This is a genomic window from Cupriavidus sp. 01L415 (genome assembly GCF_056400065.1).
In genome coordinates this window covers 179,955-202,090 of the sequence record NZ_JBFTSP010000002.1, presented here as the reverse complement: position 1 = coordinate 202,090, position 22,136 = coordinate 179,955, and the positions used below count along the sequence as shown (strand labels likewise).

The 22,136-nt window shown below is 63.7% G+C and carries 17 protein-coding genes; 6 read left to right on the top strand and 11 right to left on the bottom strand.

From position 1 onward, the window contains the following. Positions 1–42: 42 nt before the first annotated feature. Positions 43–333: a hypothetical protein gene (locus tag AC1DOX_RS06195; RefSeq protein ID WP_441615026.1), complete on the top strand. Its 291-nt coding sequence runs from the start codon at positions 43–45 to the stop codon at positions 331–333. A gap of 92 nt (positions 334–425) precedes the next feature. On the opposite strand, the gene AC1DOX_RS06190 is transcribed toward AC1DOX_RS06195, so the two are convergent. The 3 genes from AC1DOX_RS06190 to AC1DOX_RS06180 all read right to left on the bottom strand — a co-directional run bounded on the left by AC1DOX_RS06190 (position 426) and on the right by AC1DOX_RS06180 (position 3,933). Beyond that, the gene (locus AC1DOX_RS06190) at positions 426–986 is read right to left on the bottom strand and encodes an NADPH-dependent FMN reductase (protein ID WP_441615028.1); all 561 of its coding nucleotides are present in this window, start codon (positions 984–986) and stop codon (positions 426–428) included. 181 nt (positions 987–1,167) lie between these two features. Continuing rightward, positions 1,168–2,250: an enoyl-CoA hydratase/isomerase family protein gene (locus AC1DOX_RS06185; protein WP_441615030.1), complete on the bottom strand. Its 1,083-nt coding sequence runs from the start codon at positions 2,248–2,250 to the stop codon at positions 1,168–1,170. Positions 2,251–2,364: 114 nt separating this feature from the next. After that, positions 2,365–3,933 carry a methyl-accepting chemotaxis protein gene (locus tag AC1DOX_RS06180; RefSeq protein WP_441615032.1) on the bottom strand — a complete coding sequence of 523 codons (1,569 nt, stop codon included), beginning with the start codon at positions 3,931–3,933 and terminating at the stop codon, positions 2,365–2,367. Positions 3,934–4,162: 229 nt separating this feature from the next. Here AC1DOX_RS06180 and AC1DOX_RS06175 point away from each other — a divergent pair, with 229 nt between their 5' ends. Further along, positions 4,163–5,083 carry a sterol desaturase family protein gene (locus tag AC1DOX_RS06175; RefSeq protein WP_441615034.1) on the top strand — a complete coding sequence of 307 codons (921 nt, stop codon included), beginning with the start codon at positions 4,163–4,165 and terminating at the stop codon, positions 5,081–5,083. 84 nt (positions 5,084–5,167) lie between these two features. Here the strand turns inward: AC1DOX_RS06175 and typA are convergent, their stop codons facing one another. Continuing rightward, positions 5,168–6,988: a translational GTPase TypA gene (typA, locus tag AC1DOX_RS06170; RefSeq protein ID WP_092134174.1), complete on the bottom strand. Its 1,821-nt coding sequence runs from the start codon at positions 6,986–6,988 to the stop codon at positions 5,168–5,170. Positions 6,989–7,180: 192 nt separating this feature from the next. Here typA and AC1DOX_RS06165 point away from each other — a divergent pair, with 192 nt between their 5' ends. From AC1DOX_RS06165 to AC1DOX_RS06150, 4 genes are all read left to right on the top strand, one after another. Further along, positions 7,181–7,687: a MarR family winged helix-turn-helix transcriptional regulator gene (locus AC1DOX_RS06165; RefSeq protein ID WP_441615068.1), complete on the top strand. Its 507-nt coding sequence runs from the start codon at positions 7,181–7,183 to the stop codon at positions 7,685–7,687. 93 nt (positions 7,688–7,780) lie between these two features. Then, positions 7,781–9,280 carry an AdeC/AdeK/OprM family multidrug efflux complex outer membrane factor gene (locus AC1DOX_RS06160; RefSeq protein WP_441615037.1) on the top strand — a complete coding sequence of 500 codons (1,500 nt, stop codon included), beginning with the start codon at positions 7,781–7,783 and terminating at the stop codon, positions 9,278–9,280. A gap of 71 nt (positions 9,281–9,351) precedes the next feature. Beyond that, positions 9,352–10,614 (top strand): HlyD family secretion protein, encoded by a 1,263-nt coding sequence (locus tag AC1DOX_RS06155; protein WP_441615039.1) that lies wholly within the window; start codon positions 9,352–9,354, stop codon positions 10,612–10,614. A gap of 18 nt (positions 10,615–10,632) precedes the next feature. Further along, a complete protein-coding gene (locus AC1DOX_RS06150) occupies positions 10,633–12,240 on the top strand; it encodes a DHA2 family efflux MFS transporter permease subunit (RefSeq protein ID WP_441615041.1) in 1,608 nt (535 codons plus the stop codon). Positions 12,241–12,415: 175 nt separating this feature from the next. On the opposite strand, the gene truB is transcribed toward AC1DOX_RS06150, so the two are convergent. The 7 genes from truB to scpB form a co-directional block, all read right to left on the bottom strand. After that, a complete protein-coding gene (truB, locus tag AC1DOX_RS06145; protein ID WP_441615043.1) occupies positions 12,416–13,366 on the bottom strand; it encodes a tRNA pseudouridine(55) synthase TruB in 951 nt (316 codons plus the stop codon). Positions 13,367–13,428: 62 nt separating this feature from the next. Next, positions 13,429–13,800, bottom strand: a complete 372-nt coding sequence (gene rbfA, locus AC1DOX_RS06140; RefSeq protein ID WP_092134183.1) for a 30S ribosome-binding factor RbfA — start codon at positions 13,798–13,800, stop codon at positions 13,429–13,431. A gap of 62 nt (positions 13,801–13,862) precedes the next feature. Next, positions 13,863–16,757 carry a translation initiation factor IF-2 gene (gene infB / locus AC1DOX_RS06135; RefSeq protein ID WP_477101239.1) on the bottom strand — a complete coding sequence of 965 codons (2,895 nt, stop codon included), beginning with the start codon at positions 16,755–16,757 and terminating at the stop codon, positions 13,863–13,865. 82 nt (positions 16,758–16,839) lie between these two features. Then, a complete protein-coding gene (gene nusA / locus AC1DOX_RS06130; RefSeq protein WP_092134187.1) occupies positions 16,840–18,315 on the bottom strand; it encodes a transcription termination factor NusA in 1,476 nt (491 codons plus the stop codon). After that, the gene (gene rimP / locus AC1DOX_RS06125) at positions 18,312–18,800 is read right to left on the bottom strand and encodes a ribosome maturation factor RimP (protein ID WP_092134189.1); all 489 of its coding nucleotides are present in this window, start codon (positions 18,798–18,800) and stop codon (positions 18,312–18,314) included. Before rimP ends, nusA begins: the two co-directional genes overlap by 4 nt. A gap of 307 nt (positions 18,801–19,107) precedes the next feature. Continuing rightward, positions 19,108–21,060 (bottom strand): 23S rRNA pseudouridine(2605) synthase RluB, encoded by a 1,953-nt coding sequence (gene rluB / locus AC1DOX_RS06120; protein ID WP_477101240.1) that lies wholly within the window; start codon positions 21,058–21,060, stop codon positions 19,108–19,110. Positions 21,061–21,088: 28 nt separating this feature from the next. Continuing rightward, positions 21,089–22,099 carry an SMC-Scp complex subunit ScpB gene (gene scpB / locus AC1DOX_RS06115; RefSeq protein WP_441621704.1) on the bottom strand — a complete coding sequence of 337 codons (1,011 nt, stop codon included), beginning with the start codon at positions 22,097–22,099 and terminating at the stop codon, positions 21,089–21,091. Positions 22,100–22,136 lie beyond the last annotated feature (37 nt).

Genomic DNA, 22,136 nt, shown 5'->3' with positions numbered 1-22,136 from the left:
GGACGGAGCCGGATTGCCGTGTGGTCGGAGAGGATAAAGTCTATGGGCATATCACTGGCACGGCTGACGGCGACTGGCCATCCGCGCCACGTCCATCATGTAGATCACAGCATTGACGATCACCGGGTACCGCTCAGCCACTGCGCGATGAAGGTCGGGCGCCCTGGGAATAAAAAACAGCGCCCGCAGGCGCCGTTCTCTGGCTCGTTTGGCAGGATTGCCTACATGCCGGGTTCAGTGCATGAACAGCCAAATCAGAATCAGCACAAAGGCCGGTACGCCGAGAAGCCACGCGAGGATGTACGGCATGATGTCCCTCCTAACTATCTGTAATGGGCTTGAGTCCACTATAGAAAGGGGGACCTCCCAGCGATGTCGGGCCCGTCCCGCTTTACGCTGTAGGACGGGACTGACTTCCGAATCGCTTATCCCGCTGCGTTCTTTTCGATCCAAGTCGCGAACGTCGCCAGGAATTTGCTCAGGAACCCGCGCGTGGACTCATTGGCAATGCTGCCTTGCTCGTCGAACAGCTTGTCGACACCGCTGATGTAGGCCTCCGGCTGTTGCAGCACCGGGATATTCAGGAACACCAGCGATTGGCGCAAATGGTGATTGGCGCCAAATCCGCCGACATTGCCTGGCGATGCGCTGATCACGCCGCCCGGCTTGCCATCCCAGGCGCTCTGACCATATGGACGCGAGCCGACGTCGATCGCGTTCTTGAGCCCGGCCGGCACGGAGCGGTTGTATTCGGGTGTCACGAACAGTACGGCATCGGCGCGACGGATGCGGTCGCGAAATGCTACCCACTCCGCTGGCGGACTGGCGTCGTCATCCTGGTTATACAGGGGCAACTGCCGGATCTCGACGATATCGAGCTTCAGCTGCGGTGGCGCGAGCGCGGCAAGAGCCTTGGCCAGCTTCAGGTTCAGGGATTCCTTGCGGAGGCTTCCCACCAGCACGGCGACATCACGAGGATTGCTCATCACGGTTCCTTTCACTGTTCACGGTTGAAGTAGAAGTGAAGCGGAGGCCGACCGGACCGCAAGCGATCAGGACACGAGACGCTGCGTCAGGGCCGATCCAGCCGTCACTCTACTCGACCCGGATGGCCCCTGCTCAAGGATGTCGACGACAAGGTCTCAACTACAAGGTATCGACAAAAAGTTATCGACCCAGGCCGGCCAGCGGATGATCCTCGCGCCGCCACGGGCTGTCGAAGAACGCCCTCACCCGCGCGGCGCTAACTTCGTCCAGGCGCGGCGCACTCCACCGGGGCTTGTGATCCTTGTCGATGGCCAGCGCGCGAATGCCTTCGATGCCATCCCCATTGCGGAACACGTCGTGCATCATGTCCAGTTCCATCCGCAACTCATCCTCGAGCGACATGGTGCGCGCACGACGAATCTGCTCAAGCGTCACGCAAAGCATCAGTGGCGAGCGACTGCGCAAGGCGGCCGCCGTCTGCGCAGCCCAGTCGCCCTCAGCATCGCTCACCGCCACCAGAATGTCTTGCACCGTGAGCGCCGCAAAGGCGGCATCGATCTGGCCCGACAGACGCGCCAACTGGCCCTCGCGCGGCACGCAGGCTGCCACGTGCTGCCGCGTGAAACCTTCTATGTGTTCAAGCACCGCATCGCCGCTGCCGAATGCATTGGCTTGCAGCGACGCCACCACTTCGGCCAGCACATTCGCCGGCAAGTAGGCATCGGCGAGCTTTGCGTACAGCGCGTCGGCTGCACCAATCACGACACCGGTCAGGCCCAGGTATTCACCCAGGCGGCCGGGCGTGCGCGCCAGGAACCAGCCTCCTCCCACATCGGGAAACAAGCCGATATTGGTCTCCGGCATCGCCATCTTCGTGCGATCCGTGACGATGCGCAGCCTGGCGCCCTGCGAGATGCCCATCCCACCGCCCATCACCACGCCATCCATCAGCGCAATGTAGGGCTTTGCGTAACGGTGGATCCGATAGTTGAGCGCATACTCCTCGACGAAGAACTGGTCGAGCAGCGGGTCTTTCGCGTGATAGGCCTGATGGAACCACCGGATGTCACCGCCCGCGCAGAAAGCCTTGCCGCCCGCACCGGCCACGACCACCGCCTGCACGGCAGGGTCGGCTTCCCAGCGCTCCAGCGCTTCCGTGATCGCGCGAATCATGTCCAGCGACAGCGCGTTGAGCGCCTGCGGGCGGGTCAGCGTCAGGTATGCCACGCCACCCTGTACCTGGGTTGCTACAAAATCCGTCATGTCTGTCTACTCCGTTCTTGTTGCCAGCGATTTTACGCCAGCCGCAACGCGGATCTGCCATGCCAGGGCACATTGCGGGCGCCTTTCAGAATCGGCTCATCCAATGCCGGCGGCCTACGCCAGGCGGAACGCGGCCATGAGCCCCGTGAACCGCTGGGCCTGATCCTCCAGCGCAGAAGCCGCCGCGGCCGCCTCTTCCACCAGCGCCGCGTTCTGCTGCGTCATGCCGTCCATATGAGACACGGCCACATTCACCTGCTCGATGCCTCGCGACTGCTCATCGGACGCCGCGCTGATACCGCCAATGATGTCACTGACGCGGTGGACGGCATCGACGATGTCCTGCATCGACCGACCCGCGGCGCCCACGAGCGACGTCCCCTCGCGCACGTTTGATACCGACGCGCTGATCAGCGTGCGAATCTCCTTTGATGCCGCGGCACACCGCTGAGAAAGATCGCGCACGTCGCCGGCCACCACGGCAAACCCGCGGCCGTGCTCACCTGCGCGTGCCGCCTCCACCGCAGCGTTTAGCGCAAGGATGTTTGTCTGGAAGGCGATCTTCTCGATGACCTCGATGATGTCGACAATCTTGTTCGCGCCGGCGTCAATGGACTGCATCGTATCCACTACGCGGCATACCGCCTGACTACCACGTTCGGCCAGCGCTTTCGCGTTGGTGGCGAGGGTAGTCGCCTCCCGCGCACTGTCGGCATTGTGACGCACCGTACTGGTCAACTGCTCCATGCTCGATGCGGTCTCTTCCAGGGACGCCGCCTGCTGCTCCGTGCGTTGAGACAAGTTCGCGTTGCCGCTGGCGATCTGCTGGCTCGCCGCGGCAATGGAATCGGCCCCACCGCGGACCTCGCTCACCATGGCGACGAGGCGTGCCTGCATCCGACCCAGCATGCCCAGCATACGACTCGTCTCATTCCGTGCGCGTTCGTCCGCCGTCACGCCGGCCCCATTTGCATGCGATGCGCCGAGGTCGCCGTCGGCGATGCGTGCAAAACGCGCGATGGCAATGTCCAGCGGACGCACGATCGACACGCGCAGCCGCCATGCCACCACGGTGCTGAACACCAGGCCGACGACCAGCGCGCCGATCGAGAGCGTCAGCAGGTTGCCATAGCGATGCTGTGATGCTTCGTACACGGCCTTGGCACTGGCCACCTGCAGGCGGCCCAGTTCCGTGTTGACGGCCGTGAAGGCAATATCGAGCTTAGGAATAGTCTCCATGACCGCGGTCATCACCGTGTCGCGATGGCCCGCATGCAATGCCGCGATCATCGGCTCCACGCCCTGGCTGAACAGCGCCTTGCGCTTGGCGGAAACGTCCTCCGTGGCACGCGTCTGCGCCTCATTGCGCGGGATCTCCAGGTAGGACTGCCAGGCCGCATCCGACTGGCGCGCGAAGTCTTGCGCTGCAGCGGCCCGTGCCCTGGCGTCGGCCGGGTCGGTGGCAAACGCTGCCTGGTCCAGCAGCACGCGCACGAGCAACTGGTTGGAACGGGCTTCGGCCAGGTGCGTGGCGGCGGATAGCTGCTGCTGGTAGACCTGGCGCGTGGCATCGTTGCTGCGCGACATGCCCAGCCAGCCAATGCCGCCAACAATCAATAGCAGCAAGCTTGAAACAATCGTGAGGAGCCACAAACGGGCTCCAATCGTGGTGTTGTGCAACATGGGGGCTCTCCGTGACTTGAATACCGGCCACTCCTCCATGGCCGCCCAAGCATTCACGGCGTACCGCCTCGTTCCTTGACGTACCGGCGGTGATAGTCTGTCTTTCGTTTTTGTGATGCCACCAAACGCTCGCCGTCGCGTTGCGATGGACGTGAGTACCATCACGCACATGCACCCGTATGGAGGAAGCCCTCCATGCAAAATTACCGGAAATGTGCACACTGGCGCCATGACACCAAGCGCCCCTGCCGCCCCTGCCGTCGCCAGCGCCCCGACGGACGCCACTTTCGATCCCGGCCTGATCCTGCTGGCCTTCGCGCCGGTATTCCTGCTGACGATCGGCTGGGAAGCCTGGTACTGGTCGCGGCGGGACCGCTCGGTCTATAGCTGGCGCGACACGCTCTCGAACGCCACGCTCGCGCTGATGCATCAGGCGTCGGATGCGTTCTTCCTCTGGCTGATGATCCGCACGGTCTACAGCTGGTGCTATGCGCACGGCCTGCGCGCAGTGCCCGAGACGTGGTGGTCGTTCGCACTGCTGCTATTACTTCAGGACTTTCTCTACTACTGGTTCCACCGCGCGAGCCATCGCGTGCGGTGGCTATGGGCGTCGCACGTGGCACACCACTCATCGGAAGGCATGAATTTTTCGACGGCCTTCCGGCAGAGCCTGACCTATCCGGTTTCAGGAATGTGGCTGTTCTGGATTCCGCTGGCCTTCATCGGCTTCACACCAGACTGGGTGATCCTGGCCGTTGGCCTGAACCTGGCGTTCCAGTTCTTCGTCCACACACGTCTGGGGCACCGCTGGCCCGTTGTGGAGAAAGTTCTCAATACGCCGTCGGTACATCGCGTTCATCATGCGAAGAATCCGCAGTACATCGACCGCAACTATGCGGGCGTGCTGACGATCTGGGACAGGATGTTCGGCTCGTTCGTGCCGGAGGAGGCGCCGCCGCAATATGGCATCACGCGGCAGATCCGCACGCATAACCCGCTGACGCTTACCTTCCATGAATGGCGCGACATGTTTGCCGAGACCTGGCGCCATCGCGACGTTCGCTATCTCTGGAAACCACCCGAGTGGCGCAGCCCCAAGGCACCCGTGGAGACGGCCGACGACTTCATCATCGAATCGCCAAAATCGTGATATTCCATCGCCTGAACAACAGTTGTCCGGGCAACAAAAAACCGCGCTCGGGGGCGCGGTTTTTTGTTGGCGACAGACGCTCGATTACACGGCGTCGCGCGAGGCACGCTTGCGCTCGTGCTCCTTCAGGTGACGCTTGCGCAGACGGATGCTCTTCGGCGTGATTTCCACCAGTTCGTCGTCGGCGATAAATTCGACGGCGTACTCGAGCGACATCTGGATCGGCGGCACCAGACGCACGGCTTCATCGGTACCCGACGCGCGCACGTTGGTCAGCTGCTTGCCCTTGATCGGGTTCACGACCAGATCGTTGTCGCGGCTGTGGATGCCGATGATCATGCCTTCGTACAGCGCATCGCCCGGCTTCACGAACATACGGCCGCGGTCCTGCAGCTTCCACAGGGCGTAGGCCACGGCATCGCCATCGTCCTGCGAGATCAGCACGCCGTTGTGGCGATCGCCAAGACCACCTTCGCGCACCGGCGCGTAGTCGTCAAAGATATGGCTGATCAGGCCGGTACCACGCGTCAGCGTCAGGAACTCGCCCTGGAAGCCGATCAGGCCACGGGCCGGGATGCGGTACTCCAGGCGGGTACGGCCCTTGCCGTCCGACGCCATGTCGAGCAGTTCGCCCTTGCGGCGGCCCAGCTCTTCCATCACAGCGCCCTGGTGGCCGTCTTCGACGTCCACGGTCAGCAGCTCGTACGGCTCGTGCTTCACGCCGTCGATTTCCTTGAATACCACGCGCGGGCGCGACACAGCCAGCTCGTAGCCTTCACGGCGCATGTTTTCCAGCAGGATGGTCAGATGCAGTTCGCCGCGGCCCGACACTTCGAAAATCGTATCGTCACCGGTATCGGCCACGCGCAGTGCCACGTTGGACTTCAGCTCGCGATCCAGGCGCTCGCGCAGCTGGCGGCTGGTCACGAACTTGCCTTCGCGGCCGGCCAGCGGCGACGTGTTCACGCAGAAGTTCATCGTCAGCGTGGGCTCGTCCACCTTCAGCATCGGCAGCGCATCGAGGGCCTCCGGCGCACACACGGTGCAGCCGATGCCAAGATCTTCGATACCGTTGATCAGCACGATGTCGCCGGCTTCCGCCTCGGGCACGATCTCGCGCTCCAGGCCACGGAACTTCAGGACCTGGTTGATACGGCCCTTGATCGGGTTGCCTTCCGGACCAAACTTGACCACCACGTCCTGCAGCGGCTTGGCACGGCCACGCGAGATGCGGCCGACGCCGATCTTGCCGACGTAGCTCGAGTAGTCCAGCGAGATGATCTGCAGCTGCAGCGGACCATTCGGATCGTCGTTACGGACGGGTACCTTGTCCAGCACGGTTTCGAACAGCGGCTTCATGTCGCCGTCACGCACTTCCTCGGTCAGGCCGGCGTAGCCGTTCAGGCCCGAGGCGTAGATCACTGGGAAGTCCAGTTGCTCGTCGTTGGCACCCAGCTTGTCGAAGAGGTCGAAGGTCTGGTTGATCACCCAGTCCGGACGCGCGCCCGGACGGTCGATCTTGTTGATCACGACGATCGGCTTCAGGCCGAGTGCGAGTGCCTTGCGCGTCACGAAACGCGTCTGCGGCATCGGGCCTTCCACGGCATCCACCAGCAGCAGCACGCCGTCGACCATCGACAGCACGCGCTCCACTTCACCGCCGAAGTCGGCGTGGCCCGGGGTGTCCACGATGTTGATGTGGGTGCCGTTGTACTCCACGGCACAGTTCTTCGCGAGGATCGTGATCCCGCGTTCCTTTTCCAGGTCGTTCGAGTCCATCACCCGTTCGGCGATCTGTTGGTTATCGCGGAAGGTGCCTGCCTGGCGCAGGAGCTGGTCGACCAGGGTGGTCTTGCCATGATCGACGTGGGCGATGATGGCGATATTGCGGATGGCGCGGGTCATTACGGCGTCCCCTGAAAGCGGAGCGTTCAAAAAATTAACCCAACATTCTAGCATGTTGCAGCGCGGAACGCGCTGTCGCTCTTTAGCTTATATCCAGAAAGTCGTTTCGTTTTCCGCAATAACAAATTTCCGTTCTTGCCGACCCTTCGTCACATGCATATATTTGCCACAGCAAAGATTGCAATGACAAAGATGACGTCAACGACACCCGTCGATCCGTTCGACCCGGCAAACTACGAAATCGGCAAGAGCGTAGGCTACCTGCTGTCCCGCGCCAAGAACATGCTCTCGCAAGGCATCGACCAGGAAGTCAGCAGCCTGGACATCACCCATGCGCAGGCCAGTTGCCTGATGATGCTGGCCAAGGGCGAGGCCACCACCGTGACCGATCTCGGGCGAGGTCTCAATACCGACGCGGGCTCCGTAACCCGTCTGCTCAGCCGAATGGAAAAGCGTGGGCTGATCGTTCGCACTCGCCGCCACGATGACCGGCGGGTCGTGGACCTGTCGCTGACGCCCGAAGGCGAAGCCATCGTGGAGCGGCTGCCCGCCGTGTTCTGCAACGTGATGCGCCGGCACTTCGAGGGATTCCGCCCCGAGGAAATCGATACCCTGCGCGCGATGCTCTTGCGAGTCATCGACAACAACCGCTGCGCAAGCCAGGGGGACGACTGCTCGTCAGACCGCAACAGTGGATAGGGCAACCCGGTTTCCGATCAGGTATCTCCGGCACATTCGGCGCCGCCCAACGCCAATCAGAACAAAAGCGGCGCCCAAATCAGACAGAAACACATGAAACCCGATCTTTCCTCTGCCCCGCGCCGCGTCGGCATCCTGGCCCTGACGGTCATGGCGGCAGCCGTGCTGGCCGGTTGCGCGGCGCTCGGCAATTCGCATAGCACGCAGACGATGGCCGAGCCCGGCACGCTGGCATCGCCCCAGACCCTCACCGCGGATCACGGCCAGTGGCCGACGCAGGACTGGGTCGACCAGTTCCGCGACCCGCAATTGCGCGCGCTGGCCGACGAGGCCATCAAGGACAACCCCAACCTGCAGATTGCCCTGGCTCGCGTGGAAGCCTCGCGGGCGATCGCCGCCGCCACGCGGGCCTCCCTGTACCCTGGCGTGGATTTCGAAGGCAGCATCGTGCGCCAGCGCTTCTCGGAAACCGACCTGTTCGAGGGCACGCGGCTGGCCGGTTCCTGGCAGAACCAGTCGCGGCTGCAACTGGGCCTGTCGTGGGACCTCGACTTCTGGGGCAAGAACCGCGACGCGCTGGAAGCCGCACTATCCGATGACCGCGCGATGGAAGCCGAAAGCCAGGCAGCGCGCCTGATCCTGACCACGTCGATCGCTCGCGGCTACAACCGGCTGGCCGCGCTGTACGCGCAGCGCGACGTGGCCGAGCGCGCCATCGCCCAGCGCCGCGACCTGACCGACCTGTCGCGCCAGCGCCTGGCCGCCGGGCTCGACACGCAGGTGGAAACCACGCAGGCCCGCGGCACCGTAGCTGCCGCGCAAACCGACCTGCAGCGCGTGGACGAGGAAATCGCCCTCGCCCGCAATCAGCTTGCCGCGCTGCTGGGCAAGGGCCCCGACCGCGGCCTGCAGATCACGCGTCCGACGTTGCTGGCCAATGCGACGCCGCAACTGCCCGACGATCTGACCATCGGCCTGATCGGCCGCCGCCCGGACATCGTGGCGGCGCGCTGGCGCGTGGAAGCCTCATCGAAGGACATCAGCGTGGCCAAGAAGGAATTCCTGCCCGACGTCACGCTGACCGCCTTTGCGGGCGTGGCCTCGCTGGACCCGTCGAACCTGCTCATGGGCGTCAGCCGCACCTTCGGCTTCGGCCCCTCCGTACGACTGCCGATCTTCGAAGGTGGCCGCCTGCGCGCCAACCTGAAGGGCAAGTACGCGCAATACGACATCGCCGTGGCCAGCTACAACCAGACGCTGGTCGATGCGCTGCGTGAAACCGCCGACACGATCACCAGCATCCGCAGCGTCGACACGCAGATCAAGACACAGCGCGAAGCGCTGGACCTGGCCGAGCACGCCTACGCCTTGTCCACCACGCGCTACAAGGCGGGGCTGGGCACTCAACTGACGGTTCTGAATGCCGAAAGCAACGTGCTGCAGCAGCGCCGTCTGGCGACCGACCTGCAGGCACGCCGGCTGGACCTGCAGATGGGGCTGATGAAGGCCTTGGGCGGCGGCTATCAGGAAATCGACGCACACACGGATATGGGCAAAGGCGCGCCGATCCGGCCCGAGAGCGGCCAGGGCTGATCGCCCGGCATCGCACATCGCACGCACGACAGACCGCACCACAAGACGCAACGCATACGCAAGAGACCAACATGAGCAATAGCCAGCAAACGGCCGGTACCCCGAACCCCGCCCCTCCCGCAGACAACAACGGCAAGCGCAAGCGCCTGCTGATTTCCCTGACGGCCGCGCTCGTGGTGGCAGGTATCGGCTATGGACTGTACTGGGGCCTCTATGCCCGCCATTTCGAGAACACTGATGACGCATACGTCGCCGGCAACGTGGTCCAGGTCACACCGCTGGTGGGCGGTACGGTGGTATCGATCGCGGCCGACGACACGCAATTGGTGACCGCCGGGCAGCCATTGATCCAGCTGGATCGCGCCGACTCGCAGGTCGCCATGGAACAGGCCGAAGCCCAGCTGGCACAGGCCGTGCGAGAAGTCCGCACGCTTTATGTCAATAACGGCTCGCTGGCTGCCAACGTTTCGCTGCGCCAGGCCGATGTGGCCAAGGCGCGCGACGACCTGCGCCGCCGGCAAGCCATTGCAGGTTCGGGCGCCGTGTCGAACGAGGAGATCTCGCACGCACAGACGGCGCTCAAGGCGGCCGAATCGGCCTTGCTGGCCTCGCAGGAGCAATTGGCCTCGAACAAGGTGCTGACCGACCAGACGACTGTGGAGAAGCATCCGAATGTGCAACGCGCCGCCGCCAATCTGCGCTCGGCCTATCTGGCGTTCGCCCGCTCGACGATGCCGGCGCCGGTGACAGGCTACGTCGCCAAGCGCTCGGTGCAGGTGGGCCAGCGCGTGTCTCCCGGCACGCCGCTGATGGCCGTCGTGCCACTGGACCAGGTCTGGGTGGATGCAAACTTCAAGGAAGTCCAGATCACCCACATGCGCATTGGCCAGCCAGTCGAGCTGGAAGCCGATGTCTACGGGTCCAAGGTCAAGTACACGGGCCACGTGGTCGGCTTCTCGGCGGGTACTGGCGCCGCGTTCTCGCTGTTGCCGGCGCAGAATGCCACCGGCAACTGGATCAAGGTGGTGCAGCGCCTGCCGGTGCGTATCGCCTTGGATCCGCAGCAACTGAAGGAGCACCCGCTGCGCGTGGGCTTGTCGATGAACGTCACCGTCGACGTGCGCAAGGAAGAAGGCGCCGCGATGGTCAGCGCCACGGCCACCAAGCCTTTGCAGACCGACGTCTATGACAAGGTGGCGCAAGATGCCGACGACCTGATCGCCCGCGTCATCACCCTCAACAACGGCGGCCGCACTTCCAGCGCCCCGTCGGCGGCGCCTGCCGCAGCCCCGGGCGCGGCCCGGCCTGTTGCGGCCAAGCCCGCCAACACCTGATCGTCTGGCTGACCGCCCATGGCAACTTCCTCCCCCGCGGCGCCCAGTGCCAGCGCCGCCCCCGGCCACAAGCCGGCGCCGGCACGTCCGGTGGCCCACCCGCCGCTGACCGGCGGCAAGCTCGTGATCGGCACGATCGCGCTGTCACTGGCCACGTTCATGAACGTGCTGGACTCGTCCATCGCCAATGTGTCGATCCCCGCCATCTCCGGCGACCTTGGTGTATCGCCCAACCAGGGCACCTGGGTCATCACGTCGTTTGCCGTCGCCAACGCCATCTCCGTACCGCTGACGGGCTGGCTGACCACGCGCTTTGGCGCGGTGCGGCTGTTTATCCTGTCCATCCTGTTGTTCGTGCTTTCGTCCTGGCTGTGCGGCGTGGCGCCGAACCTGGAAACGCTACTGGCCGCGCGGATCCTGCAGGGCGCCGTGGCCGGACCGATGATCCCGCTGTCCCAGGCGCTGCTGCTAGCCAGTTATCCGCCGGCAAAGAGTTCGATGGCCCTGGCGCTATGGGGGATGACCACGCTGGTGGCGCCGATCATGGGTCCGCTGCTCGGCGGCTGGATCTCGGACAACATGACGTGGCCGTGGATCTTCTATATCAACATCCCGATTGGCCTGGCCACGGCGTATGCGACGTGGGCCATTTACCGTACTCGCGAAACGCCGACCAAGTTGCTGCCAATCGACCGGATCGGGCTGGCACTACTGGTGATCTGGGTCGGGTCGATGCAGCTGATGCTCGACAAAGGCAAGGAGCTGGACTGGTTCCACTCCAGCGTGATCGTGGCGCTCACCGTGATTGCCGTGGTGGGTTTCCTGTTCTTCCTGATCTGGGAGAGCTACGAAAAGCATCCGGTCGTCGATATCCACCTGTTCAAAGGCCGCAACTTCGCCGCCGGCGTCGTGGCGATCTCCGTGGCCTATGGGCTGTTCTTCGGCAATCTAGTGATCCTGCCGCTGTGGCTGCAGACCATCGTCGGCTACACGGCAACGGACGCCGGCATCATCACGGCGCCCGTGGGCATTTTCGCGATCATCCTGTCGCCCATCATCGGGCGGGTGCTGCCGAAGGTCGACGCACGCTGGGTGGCCACCGCTGCATTCATGACGTTTGGCGTGGTCAGCTTCATGCGTGCGGGCTTTACCACGGGCGTAGACACGCGCACGTTGCTCATCCCGACCCTGATCCAGGGGGCGGCCATGGCGATGTTCTTCATCCCACTGACGTCGATCATCCTGTCGGGCCAGCCGCCCGAGAAGATTCCGGCAGCATCAGGCTTGTCGAACTTCGTGCGTATCACGTTCGGTGCCATCGGCGCGTCGATCTCGACGACGATCTGGGAAAACCGCTCGGCCCTGCATCATGCGCAACTCATCGAGCAGATCAATCCGTATAGCCCGACCTATACGGAGCAGCTGAATCACCTGATGCAACTGGGCATGACCCAGGCGCAGGCCATCGGCCTGATCGAGCGCAATATCTCGCTGCAGGCATCGATGCTGGGCGCCAACGATATCTTCTGGATCTCGGGCGTGCTGTTCTTCGTACTGATCGTCTTTGTCTGGCTGACGAAGCGGGCCCGGGGCGGCGGTGGCGCCGATGCGGCAGGCGCGCACTGAGGTCTGCGTCGCCGTCGAGAAGCAGAAACAAGAAAGGGGCATCGGTTATATCCGATGCCCCTTTTTCGTCGCTCGATGGTTCTGTCGTTCTTCTGTCGCTCTTCTGTCGCTCTTCTGTCGCTCTTCTGTCGCTCTTCTGTCGTTCAGTAGCATCGTGGCGTTTTTCCCGTCACACTCAGAGCTTTACCAGCCGCTCGGGTCGCAGCGCGCCTTCGCGCATCCGGGCCACACCGAGCAACCGAGGTGGCGCATCGCCATAGACACGCGCCAACTCACCTTCCTCGATTTCCGTATCGGCAGGCAAGTCCCGTCGCGCAATCCGCTGGCCTTGCAGGAATCGGCCCATTGCCGCGTCATCGAGATGCACGGGCGGACAGCGCTGCAACAACGCATCGACAGGCGCCAGCATCGCAGGCCGCGCCTCGTCCGCCTGCTGGTCAATCTGCTCCAGCGTGACGGCACCCGCAAGCGTCAGGTCGCCCACAGCCGTTCGCCGCAGCGCCACCAGGTGTGCGCCACAGCCGAGTGCCTCGCCGATGTCTTCGGCCAGCGTCCGGATGTAGGTTCCCTTGCTGCAGGTCACGCGCATCGTGAACCCGGGCGAGGCGTCCTGCAGGGCGACATCCAGCAGTGTGAGCGCATGAATCGTTACCGTACGTGCGGCGCGTTCCACGGTTTGCCCTGCCCGCGCGTATTCGTAGAGCGGCCTGCCATCCTTCTTCAGCGCCGAATACATCGGCGGCACCTGTTCGATCACTCCGGTGAATCGTGCGATGGCCACATCGAGCGCCGCGCGATCGCATGTGACCGGACGCTCGGTGACGATTTCGCCTTCGGCGTCGCCCGTCGTCGTCGTGGCACCCAGCCGCACGGCGGCCTCGTAGGTCTTGTCAGCATCGAGCAGATCCTGCGAGAACTTGGTGGCTTCGCCAAAGCACAGCGGCAGCAGGCCGGTAGCCAGCGGGTCGAGCGTGCCCGTATGGCCCGCCTTGTTCGCACGCAGCAGGCGCTTGGCGCGCACTAGCGCATCGTTGGACGACAGGCCCAGTGGCTTGTCCAGCAGCAGCACGCCGTGCACGTCGCGGCGCGGCAGCCGGGGCGGACGGGTTGCGGGGGAATCGGTCATTGCAGCGGAGGGAAAGCGCGGCGCCGAGGCGTGCCCGGCGCGCGATCACGGCGGCGGCGGACTTACTCGTCGTCCTTGGCGCGCGTGGCGTTGGCTTCGTTGATCAGCTTCGACATCTCGATGGCGTGTTCGACCGAGGTGTCGTGGTGGAAGTGCAGCGTCGGCACGGTATGGATGTGCAGGCGCTTGAAAAGCAGCGAGTGCAGGTAGCCGGCCTTCTCTTTCAGGATGGCGGCGGCGACTTCGGGCTCGGCGCCCAGCACGGTGAAGTACACCTTGGCGTGCGCATAGTCCGGCGTCAGCGACACCGACTGGAGCGTCACCAGTCCGAGGCGCGGTTCGCGGATCTCGCGCTGGATCATCTCGGCCAGTTCCTTCTGGATCTGGTCTGACAGACGGAGGTTGCGGGAGGAGATATTGCCTTTCTTGGCCATTCAATACTGTCTAGTGCAGAAGTGAAAACGGCAGGCCGGAGCCTGCCGTTTTGCGTATCGCCTTACAGCGTACGCGCCACCTCGGTGATTTCGTACACCTCGAGCTGGTCGCCTTCCTGAACGTCGTTGAAGTTCTTGATCGACAGACCGCACTCGAAGCCTTGCTTGACTTCCTTGACGTCGTCCTTGAAACGCTTGAGCGAGTCGAGTTCGCCGTCGTGCACCACCACGTTGTTGCGCAGCACGCGCACCAGCGAGTTCCGCTTGACCAGGCCGTCGGTAACCATACAGCCAGCCACCGCACCGATCTTCGGCACGCGGAAGACCTGGCGGACTTCCACCTGACCGATCGTGGTCTCGCGCTTTTCCGGCGCCAGCATGCCGGACATCGCCGCCTTGATCTCGTCTACCGCATCGTAAATGATGTTGTAGTAGCGGATATCGATGCCATTGTGCTCGGCCAGCTTGCGCGCGCCGGCATCTGCCCGTACGTTGAAGCCGATGATGACCGCCTTCGAGGCCGTGGCCAGGTTGACGTCCGATTCCGAGATGCCACCCACGCCGCCATGCACGATCTGCACGCGCACTTCGGCGGTCGACAGCTTCTGCAGCGACTGCACCAGCGCTTCCTGCGAACCCTGGACGTCGGCCTTGACGATCAGCGGCAGTGTTGCCACTTCGCCCTCGCTCATCTGCTCCAGCATCGTTTCCAGCTTGGCGGCCTGTTGCTTGGCCAGCTTCACGTCACGGAACTTGCCCTGGCGGAACAACGCGATTTCGCGCGCCTTGCGCTCGTCCGGCAGCACCAGCACTTCCTCGCCAGCGGCGGGGACTTCCGACAGACCCTGGATTTCCACCGGGATCGACGGACCGGCTTCCTTCGCCGGCTTGCTGTTTTCGTCCAGCATGGCACGCACGCGACCATAGGCGCTGCCTGCCAGCACGACGTCGCCGCGCTTGAGCGTGCCGCTGGTCACCAGGATCGTGGCGATCGGGCCCTTGCCCTTGTCGAGCTGAGCTTCCACCACCAGGCCCTTGGCCGGCGCATTCACCGGAGCCTTCAGTTCCAGCACTTCGGCCTGCAGGGAAACCTGCTCCAGCAGTTCCTCGATACCGATACCCGTCTTGGCGGACACCGGCACGAACGGCGAATCGCCACCGTATTCTTCCGGCACCACCTGCTCGGCCACCAGCTCCTGCTTCACGCGGTCCGCGTTGGCTTCGGGCTTGTCGATCTTGTTGATCGCCACCACGATGGGCACGCCTGCAGCCTTGGCGTGCGCAATCGCTTCCTTGGTCTGCGGCATCACGCCGTCGTCAGCCGCAACCACCAGGATCACGATGTCGGTGGCCTTGGCACCACGGGCACGCATGGCCGTGAAGGCCTCGTGACCCGGGGTATCCAGGAAGGTAATCACGCCGCGATCGGTTTCCACATGGTAGGCGCCGATGTGCTGCGTAATGCCACCCGCCTCGCCCGCTGCAACCTTGGTGCGGCGGATGTAGTCGAGCAGCGAGGTCTTGCCGTGGTCGACGTGACCCATCACGGTCACTACCGGCGGACGCGGCAGCAGTTCGGCGTCGGTATGATCTTCGCCGTCCACCACCAACAGTGCTTCCGGATCGTCCAGCTTGGCGGCATACGCCTTGTGGCCCATTTCTTCCACCACGATCATGGCGGTTTCCTGGTCCAGCACCTGGTTGATCGTCACCATCTGGCCGAGCTTCATCATCTGCTTGATGACCTCGGACGCCTTCACGGCCATCTTGTGCGCCAGGTCGGCCACAGAGACGGTTTCCGGCACGTGCACTTCACGCACCACCGGTTCGGTCGGCGCCTGGAAGTTGCTGCGTGCGTCGTCGGCATGCTGCTTGCCACCGCGGCCACGCGGGCCACCGCGCCAGCCACCCACGCCGCCCGACGAATCGCCGCGCGTCTTCAGGCCGCTGCCCTTCTTGTTGCGCGAACCTTCGTCCTGCCACGTACCCGGCTTCGCAGCCTTGCCTGTCTTCTTGTCGACAGTGGTCGTAGTGGTCGTCGTGGTGGCGACCTTCTTCTCGTCTTTCTTCGCCTCGGTGGTCGCCCCGGCCGGCTTCACCGGCTTGTGCAGCGTCCCGGTCTGCTCAGCCTTCTTTTCCTCGGCCTTGCGCTCGGACGGTGCCTTCAGGACGCGGGCCGGCGCATTCAGCATCTGCTGGATGGCTCGGGCTTCGGCTTCGGCAGCCTCGCGGCGGCGGCGTGCCGCATCCTGCTCGAGACGCGCCTTGTCGGCGGCAGCCTTGGCGTCGTCGGCGTCCTTTTGCACCTGTACGCGTTCGGCGGCCAGGCGAGCCTTGTCGCCCTCGGCCTTGGTGCGGGAGGCTTCCTCGGCAGCTTCAGCCACGGCACGCGCGGCAACCGCCTCTTCCTCGGCCTTCTTGGCCAGCAAGTCGGCCTGGCGGCGCTGTTCGGCCTCCAGGGCCTCCTGCTTTGCGCGGCGCTCGGCTTCCTCGCGTTCGGCCGCTTCCTGGCGGGCCTTCAGCTCGGCTTCCTGGCGCGCCAGCGCTTCGGCTTCCTGGCGGCGTTGTTCTTCGTCGCGACGCGCCTCCTCGGCGGCGGCTTCCGCCGCTTCCGGAGTTTCCGCGCCATCGGCGTGCGTATCGGACACCGCTTCGTCGCGCTTGATCAGGACGCGCTTCTTGCGCACCTCGACCTGCACGGTACGGGTCTTGCCCGTGGAATCGGCCTGGCGGATTTCGGAAGTTTCGCGCTTGGTCAGCGTGATCTTCTTGCGTGCGCTGTCGTCGGCCTGGCCATGCGACCGCTTCAGGTAGTCGAGCAGCCTCGTCTTGTCCGATTCGGTGATGATGTCTTCAGGCGTCGCCTTGCCCACCCCAGCTGCCTGCAATTGTTCCAGCAGGGCAGCTGCGCTGCGGCTCAGTTCTGCGGCCAGTTGGGCAACTGTTGTGCTTGCCATTCAAACCCTTTCAATGCTCGGTTTCTACGTCGGGACAAATCGTATGCGGAAAGCGCGTCCGGGCCGGGCCCGGACGTGTCCCTCAGTTAAACCAATGTTCCCGTGCTTTCATGATCAGCGCCTTGGCTTCTTCCTCCGTCACGCCGGCCAGATCGACCAGTTCGTCCACGGCCAGTTCGGCCAGGTCGTCACGCGTGTGGATATTGCCTTCGGCCAGCTTGCCGATCAGCTCGGGGGTCAGGCCGTCGAGCGAGCGCAGGTCCTGCGACACCTCTTCCACCTTTTCTTCCCGGGCCAGTTCCATCGTCAGCAGCGCATCGCGTGCGCGGTTGCGCAGCTCGTTGACGGTGTCCTCATCGAACGCCTCGATTTCCATCATTTCACTGATAGGAACATAGGCGACTTCTTCCAGCGTGGAGAAACCCTCTTCGATGAGGATATCTGCCACTTCTTCGTCCACGTCCAGCTTGGCCATGAACAGCTTCCGTACCACTTCGCTTTCTTCGGCTTGCTTCTGCGCCGATTCTTCCTGCGTCATGATGTTGATCTGCCAGCCAGTCAGTTCCGACGCCAGGCGTACGTTCTGACCACTGCGACCAATGGCGACGGCGAGGTTTTCCTCGTCGACCACCACATCCATGCTGTGCTTTTCCTCGTCGACCACGATCGACTGCACCTGTGCCGGCGCCAGGGCGCCGATCACAAACTGCGCCGGATCTTCCGACCACAACACGATATCCACGGCTTCGCCGCCAATCTCGTTGCGCACGGCCGTCACGCGGGTACCGCGCACGCCTACGCAAGTGCCGATCGGGTCGATGCGCTTGTCATGCGCCACCACGGCGATCTTCGCGCGCACGCCTGGGTCACGGGCAGCCGCCTTGATCTCCAGCAGGCCCTGTTCCATTTCCGGCACTTCGTTCTCGAACAGCTTGATCAGGAACTCGGGCGCCGTACGCGACAGTTCGATCTGCGGGCCACGCGCGGCGCGGTCCACATTCAGGATATATGCACGCACACGGTCGCCGGTGCGCAGATTTTCCTTCGGAATGATCTGATCGCGGGCCAGCAACGCTTCCACGCGACCCGATTCCACGATCAGGCCCTTCTTGTCGGCGCGCTTGACCGTACCGGTCATGACCTTCTCGCCACGATCCAGGTAGTCGTTCAGGATCTGCTCACGCTCCGCGTCGCGAATGCGCTGCAGAATCACCTGCTTGGCAGCTTGCGCGCCAATACGGCCAAATTCAACCGATTCGATCTGCTCTTCGACGAATTCGTCCAGCTGGATCTCCGGTTCCTGCTCGCGGGCCTCGAACAGCAGAATTTGCTTGTCCGGCTCCTGCAGGCCTTGTTCGTCGGGGACGACAAGCCAGCGGCGGAACGTTTCGTGCTCACCGGATTCACGGTCGATCGCGACGCGGATATCCACGTCCTCCTCGAAACGCTTCTTGGTCGCCGAGGCGAGTGCCGCCTCGAGCGCACCGAATACCACATCCTTGTCGACGTTCTTTTCACGCGCAAGCGCATCGACGAGCAACAGAACTTCGCGGCTCATTGCTTGTTCCCTTTTCTTTGATTTCCCTTGAAGTCGATCACCGGCACGAGCCGTGCCTTGTCGACGTCGGATATGGCGAATTCCAGCAGCGCCGGGCCATCCTTGCCTTCGAATTCCAGGCCGATTTTCTCGGCATCGGCCTCGCCCACGGGTTCCCGGAGGATGCCGACAAAATTCTTCTGGCCATTGACAGGTAGACGCAGCGTGACCCTGACCTCGGCACCGGCAAAACGGACGTAGTCGGCCAGTTTCTTCAGCGGCCGATCCAGACCGGGCGACGACACCTCGAGGCGCTCATAGTCGACATTCTCGACGGTGAGCACGTGCGTAAGCTGGCGGCTTACTTTCTCGCAATCTTCAATGACGATGCCGGTTTCAGGCTGATCGATATAGACACGCAGAAGTCCGGCTGGGGCACGCTCAAGCTCAACCAACTCGTAGCCCATGCCGATAAGGGTGGTTTCGATCAAATCTGCCAGATGCACTGTAATCCCGAATAGTGGCGTTCAACACCATGGCAGACACCGGACAACGACAACGTTCTGAAACGAAAGAGCTGCCCTGCCTGCCTGTCACCCCCCTAACGGCCCGCACCGCAATGGTGCGAAACAAACGAGCGAACCAAAAAAAAATGGGCGCAATGCCCATCATTCGCCCATCCTTCGCCGAGGATGACACTTTTGAATAGACTTAGATTATACGCAGATTATGTCCAAAAGGCAAAAGCCAGTCGGGATCTGCGCCGGATCGGGGCTGCGCCGACATTTGCCGGCATCGCCCCAACCCTTGCAATCAGCGATGGCCTCCGTGACCGCCGCCATGATTGCCGCCTCGACCGCGCGGACGCCGGTTACCACCTGCGTTGCTACCAGCATTGCCGCCCGCATTGCCACCGGCCTTTGCCGCCTTCGGCATCACATTGCCGTTGACATCGCCACCGCCGCCGCGTCGCTGTTGACGCCCCTGGCCGCCTGCACCGCCCATGCCGCGAGCGCCACGTCCGCCACCGGCACCACCAGCACCACCAGCACCAGCACCACCTCGCATCCCACCTGCTCCGCCACCGCCGAACTTGGTGGTGTGTGAGGTCAGCGGTGCAGGTCCCGTGGGAATGTAGCCCATCGACGTCTGCATCGGATCCGGCTGACCGCGGCCGGCACCACTACCACCCCGCGCGCCGCCCTTCTCGAAGCGCGGCAAGCCGTCCATGCCCGTGTGCATCGGCATGCCAGCGATCGCCGCCTCGGTACGCTGCTTCCGGCCACCCACTTTCGTTGCACCCCTGGGGGCAGCCTGCTCACCCTTACCCGGCGCCTTCAGGCCAATGCTGGCCATCAGCGTGCGTACGTCCGTCGCTTCCATTTCCTGCCAACGGCCGCGCTTCAGGCCGCGCGGCAGCAGGAACTGACCATAGCGCGTACGGATCAGGCGCGACACCGTCAGGCCGACCGCCTCGAACATCCGTCGCACCTCGCGGTTGCGGCCCTCAGTCAGCGCCACGTGATACCACTGATTCACGCCTTCACCGCCACCATCTGCGATCCGCAGGAAGTTGGCTTCGCCATCATCGAGCTGAATGCCGTGCAACAAACGCTGGCGATCCGCCTCGGCCAGTTCGCCAAGCGTACGCACCGCATACTCGCGCTCCACGCCGTAGCGCGGGTGCATGAAACGGTTGGCGATATCGCCCGACGTCGTGAAAATCAGCAAACCCTCGGTATTGAAATCCAACCGGCCTACGGCCACCCACTTTCCGGTCTTGATTCGGGGCAGGTTGTCGAATACGGTCGGACGGCCTTCCGGATCAGACTGGCTGACGATTTCGCCGGCAGGCTTGTGGTACAGCAACACGCGCGGCGGCTTGGAAGACACCTTGCGATGAATCAGCTTGCCATTCACGCGAACCTGGTCGGTCGGCAGAATCCGCTGGCCGATGTGAGCCGGCAACCCGTTCACGGAGACGCGGCCCTGAAGAATCAGCTCCTCCATCTCGCGGCGCGATCCCAGCCCGCCCTCCGCCAGCACCTTATGCAGCTTGGGGGCATCGTCGTCGGCCGACAGCTCACGCACCGGCTTGACCTTGGTGCGCGGCAGAGCCATGTCTTCCTGGTCGAATTGCCCCGAAATCACAAAGCGGAACAGATCTTCGGCGCCCGCCGCGGGCTTGCCGGCAGCCTTGCCGGCGCCCTTGCCCATCGGCTTGTCGTCCTGGCGATTCTCGGGCTTCTCCATTCCCTTGCCGCCACCCGGCTGGCCCTTGCGCTGGCCCTGGACGCCCTTGTTGCGCCTGCCTTGCTGCTGACCCGCCGGCTTGATATCGCCATCGACCAGCGCGGCCTTGCGCTGAGGCTGCTGCCGCCGTTTGCGGGCGCCCTGCGCAGCGTGCGGCTGGGCCGGCTGTCCGTCGCCAGCAACTTCAGCCCCGCCTTCGGCACGAACTTCGCGTTCCACGGCAGGTGCCGGCTTGCGCTTGCCACGACCGCGCGGCTCACCGCGTGCAGCCTGGGACGCGCTGGCAGGCTGGGGAGTATCGCCACCTTCCGCCGGCACTGTGCCGTCGGTTTCGGCACGTCCCGACTCGCGGTCCTGGGCGCCTTGGCGGCGCGACGCAACGAGATTGCGCAGGCCACGACGAAGCCCCTTGCGGCGCGGCGCGCCATCAGCACCGTTGCCCGCGTCGGGGGCAGCGCCGGTATCGCCCGGCCCGTCCGGTTGGCGGACGTCTTGCTCAGCGGAATCAGACAAAGTATTCACTATTGATATTGCATGTTGTTCAGTTGGACACGCGCTCGTCGTCCTCGGTGGGATGCGGTACATTGCCGTCCCGGACTGAACCATCGTCGTCTTCTTGCATGGAAGACAAGGTGTCCACGTGGAAGCCGTTGGCTTGCGCCAGCGGCGCGTCGTCGTCTTGCTCGCCATCGGCGGGCAACTGCGCAACGCTGTTGTCGTTCTGGTTGTGTTCGTCGCTGGGGCCGCTGACGCCCATCGCCACCTGCGCCCCCTCTTCCGACCCAGTGAATTCAGCGGATTCGACTGACTCAGCGGATTCACTTGGCTCAGCCGGCTCGCCGGTGAGCGCCTCTGCGGATTCAGAGGCCATGCCGGCCTCGACCAGATCCGCCGCGCCCGCACCAGGCGCACCAGAACCCGGCGCAGCGCCCGTCAGCGCCTCGGCGAACGCTTCTTCGTCGCCAGTCTGCGGATTCGCCGTGGCGACTTCCTCGAAATCGATGGCCTGCTGATCCAGCAATGCAGCCTGGACCTGTGCCTGGGCATCCTCGAGCGGCGGCAGTTCATCGAGCGTTCGCAACCCCAGATCGTCGAGGAACGCCTTGGTCGTCGCATAGAGCGCCGGGCGGCCCGGCACATCACGGTGGCCAATGACCTCGATCCAGCTGCGATCCTCGAGCTTCTTGATGACGTCCGTACTCACCGTCACGCCGCGGATTTCCTCGATATCGCCTCGCGTCACCGGCTGGCGATAAGCAATAATGGCCAGCGTTTCCATCACGGCGCGAGAATACTTCGGCGGCTTCTCGGGATTCAGACGATCCAGGAACTCACGCATTTCGGGCCGGCTCTGGAAGCGCCAGCCGCTGGCCAGAGCCACCAGTTCCACGCCGCGCTGCTGCCAGTCCTGGCGCAGCTCTTCCAGGAGGACACGGATGGTATCGGCACCGACATCGTCGGCAAACAAGCGCCGCAGATCATTGACGCGCAAAGGTTCCTGCGCGCAGATCAGCGCGGTCTCGAGGACGATCTTCGCCTCTTGGGTATTCATGTGATTGCGTGCAGCCTGTCTTTGCACCTGCCCCAGG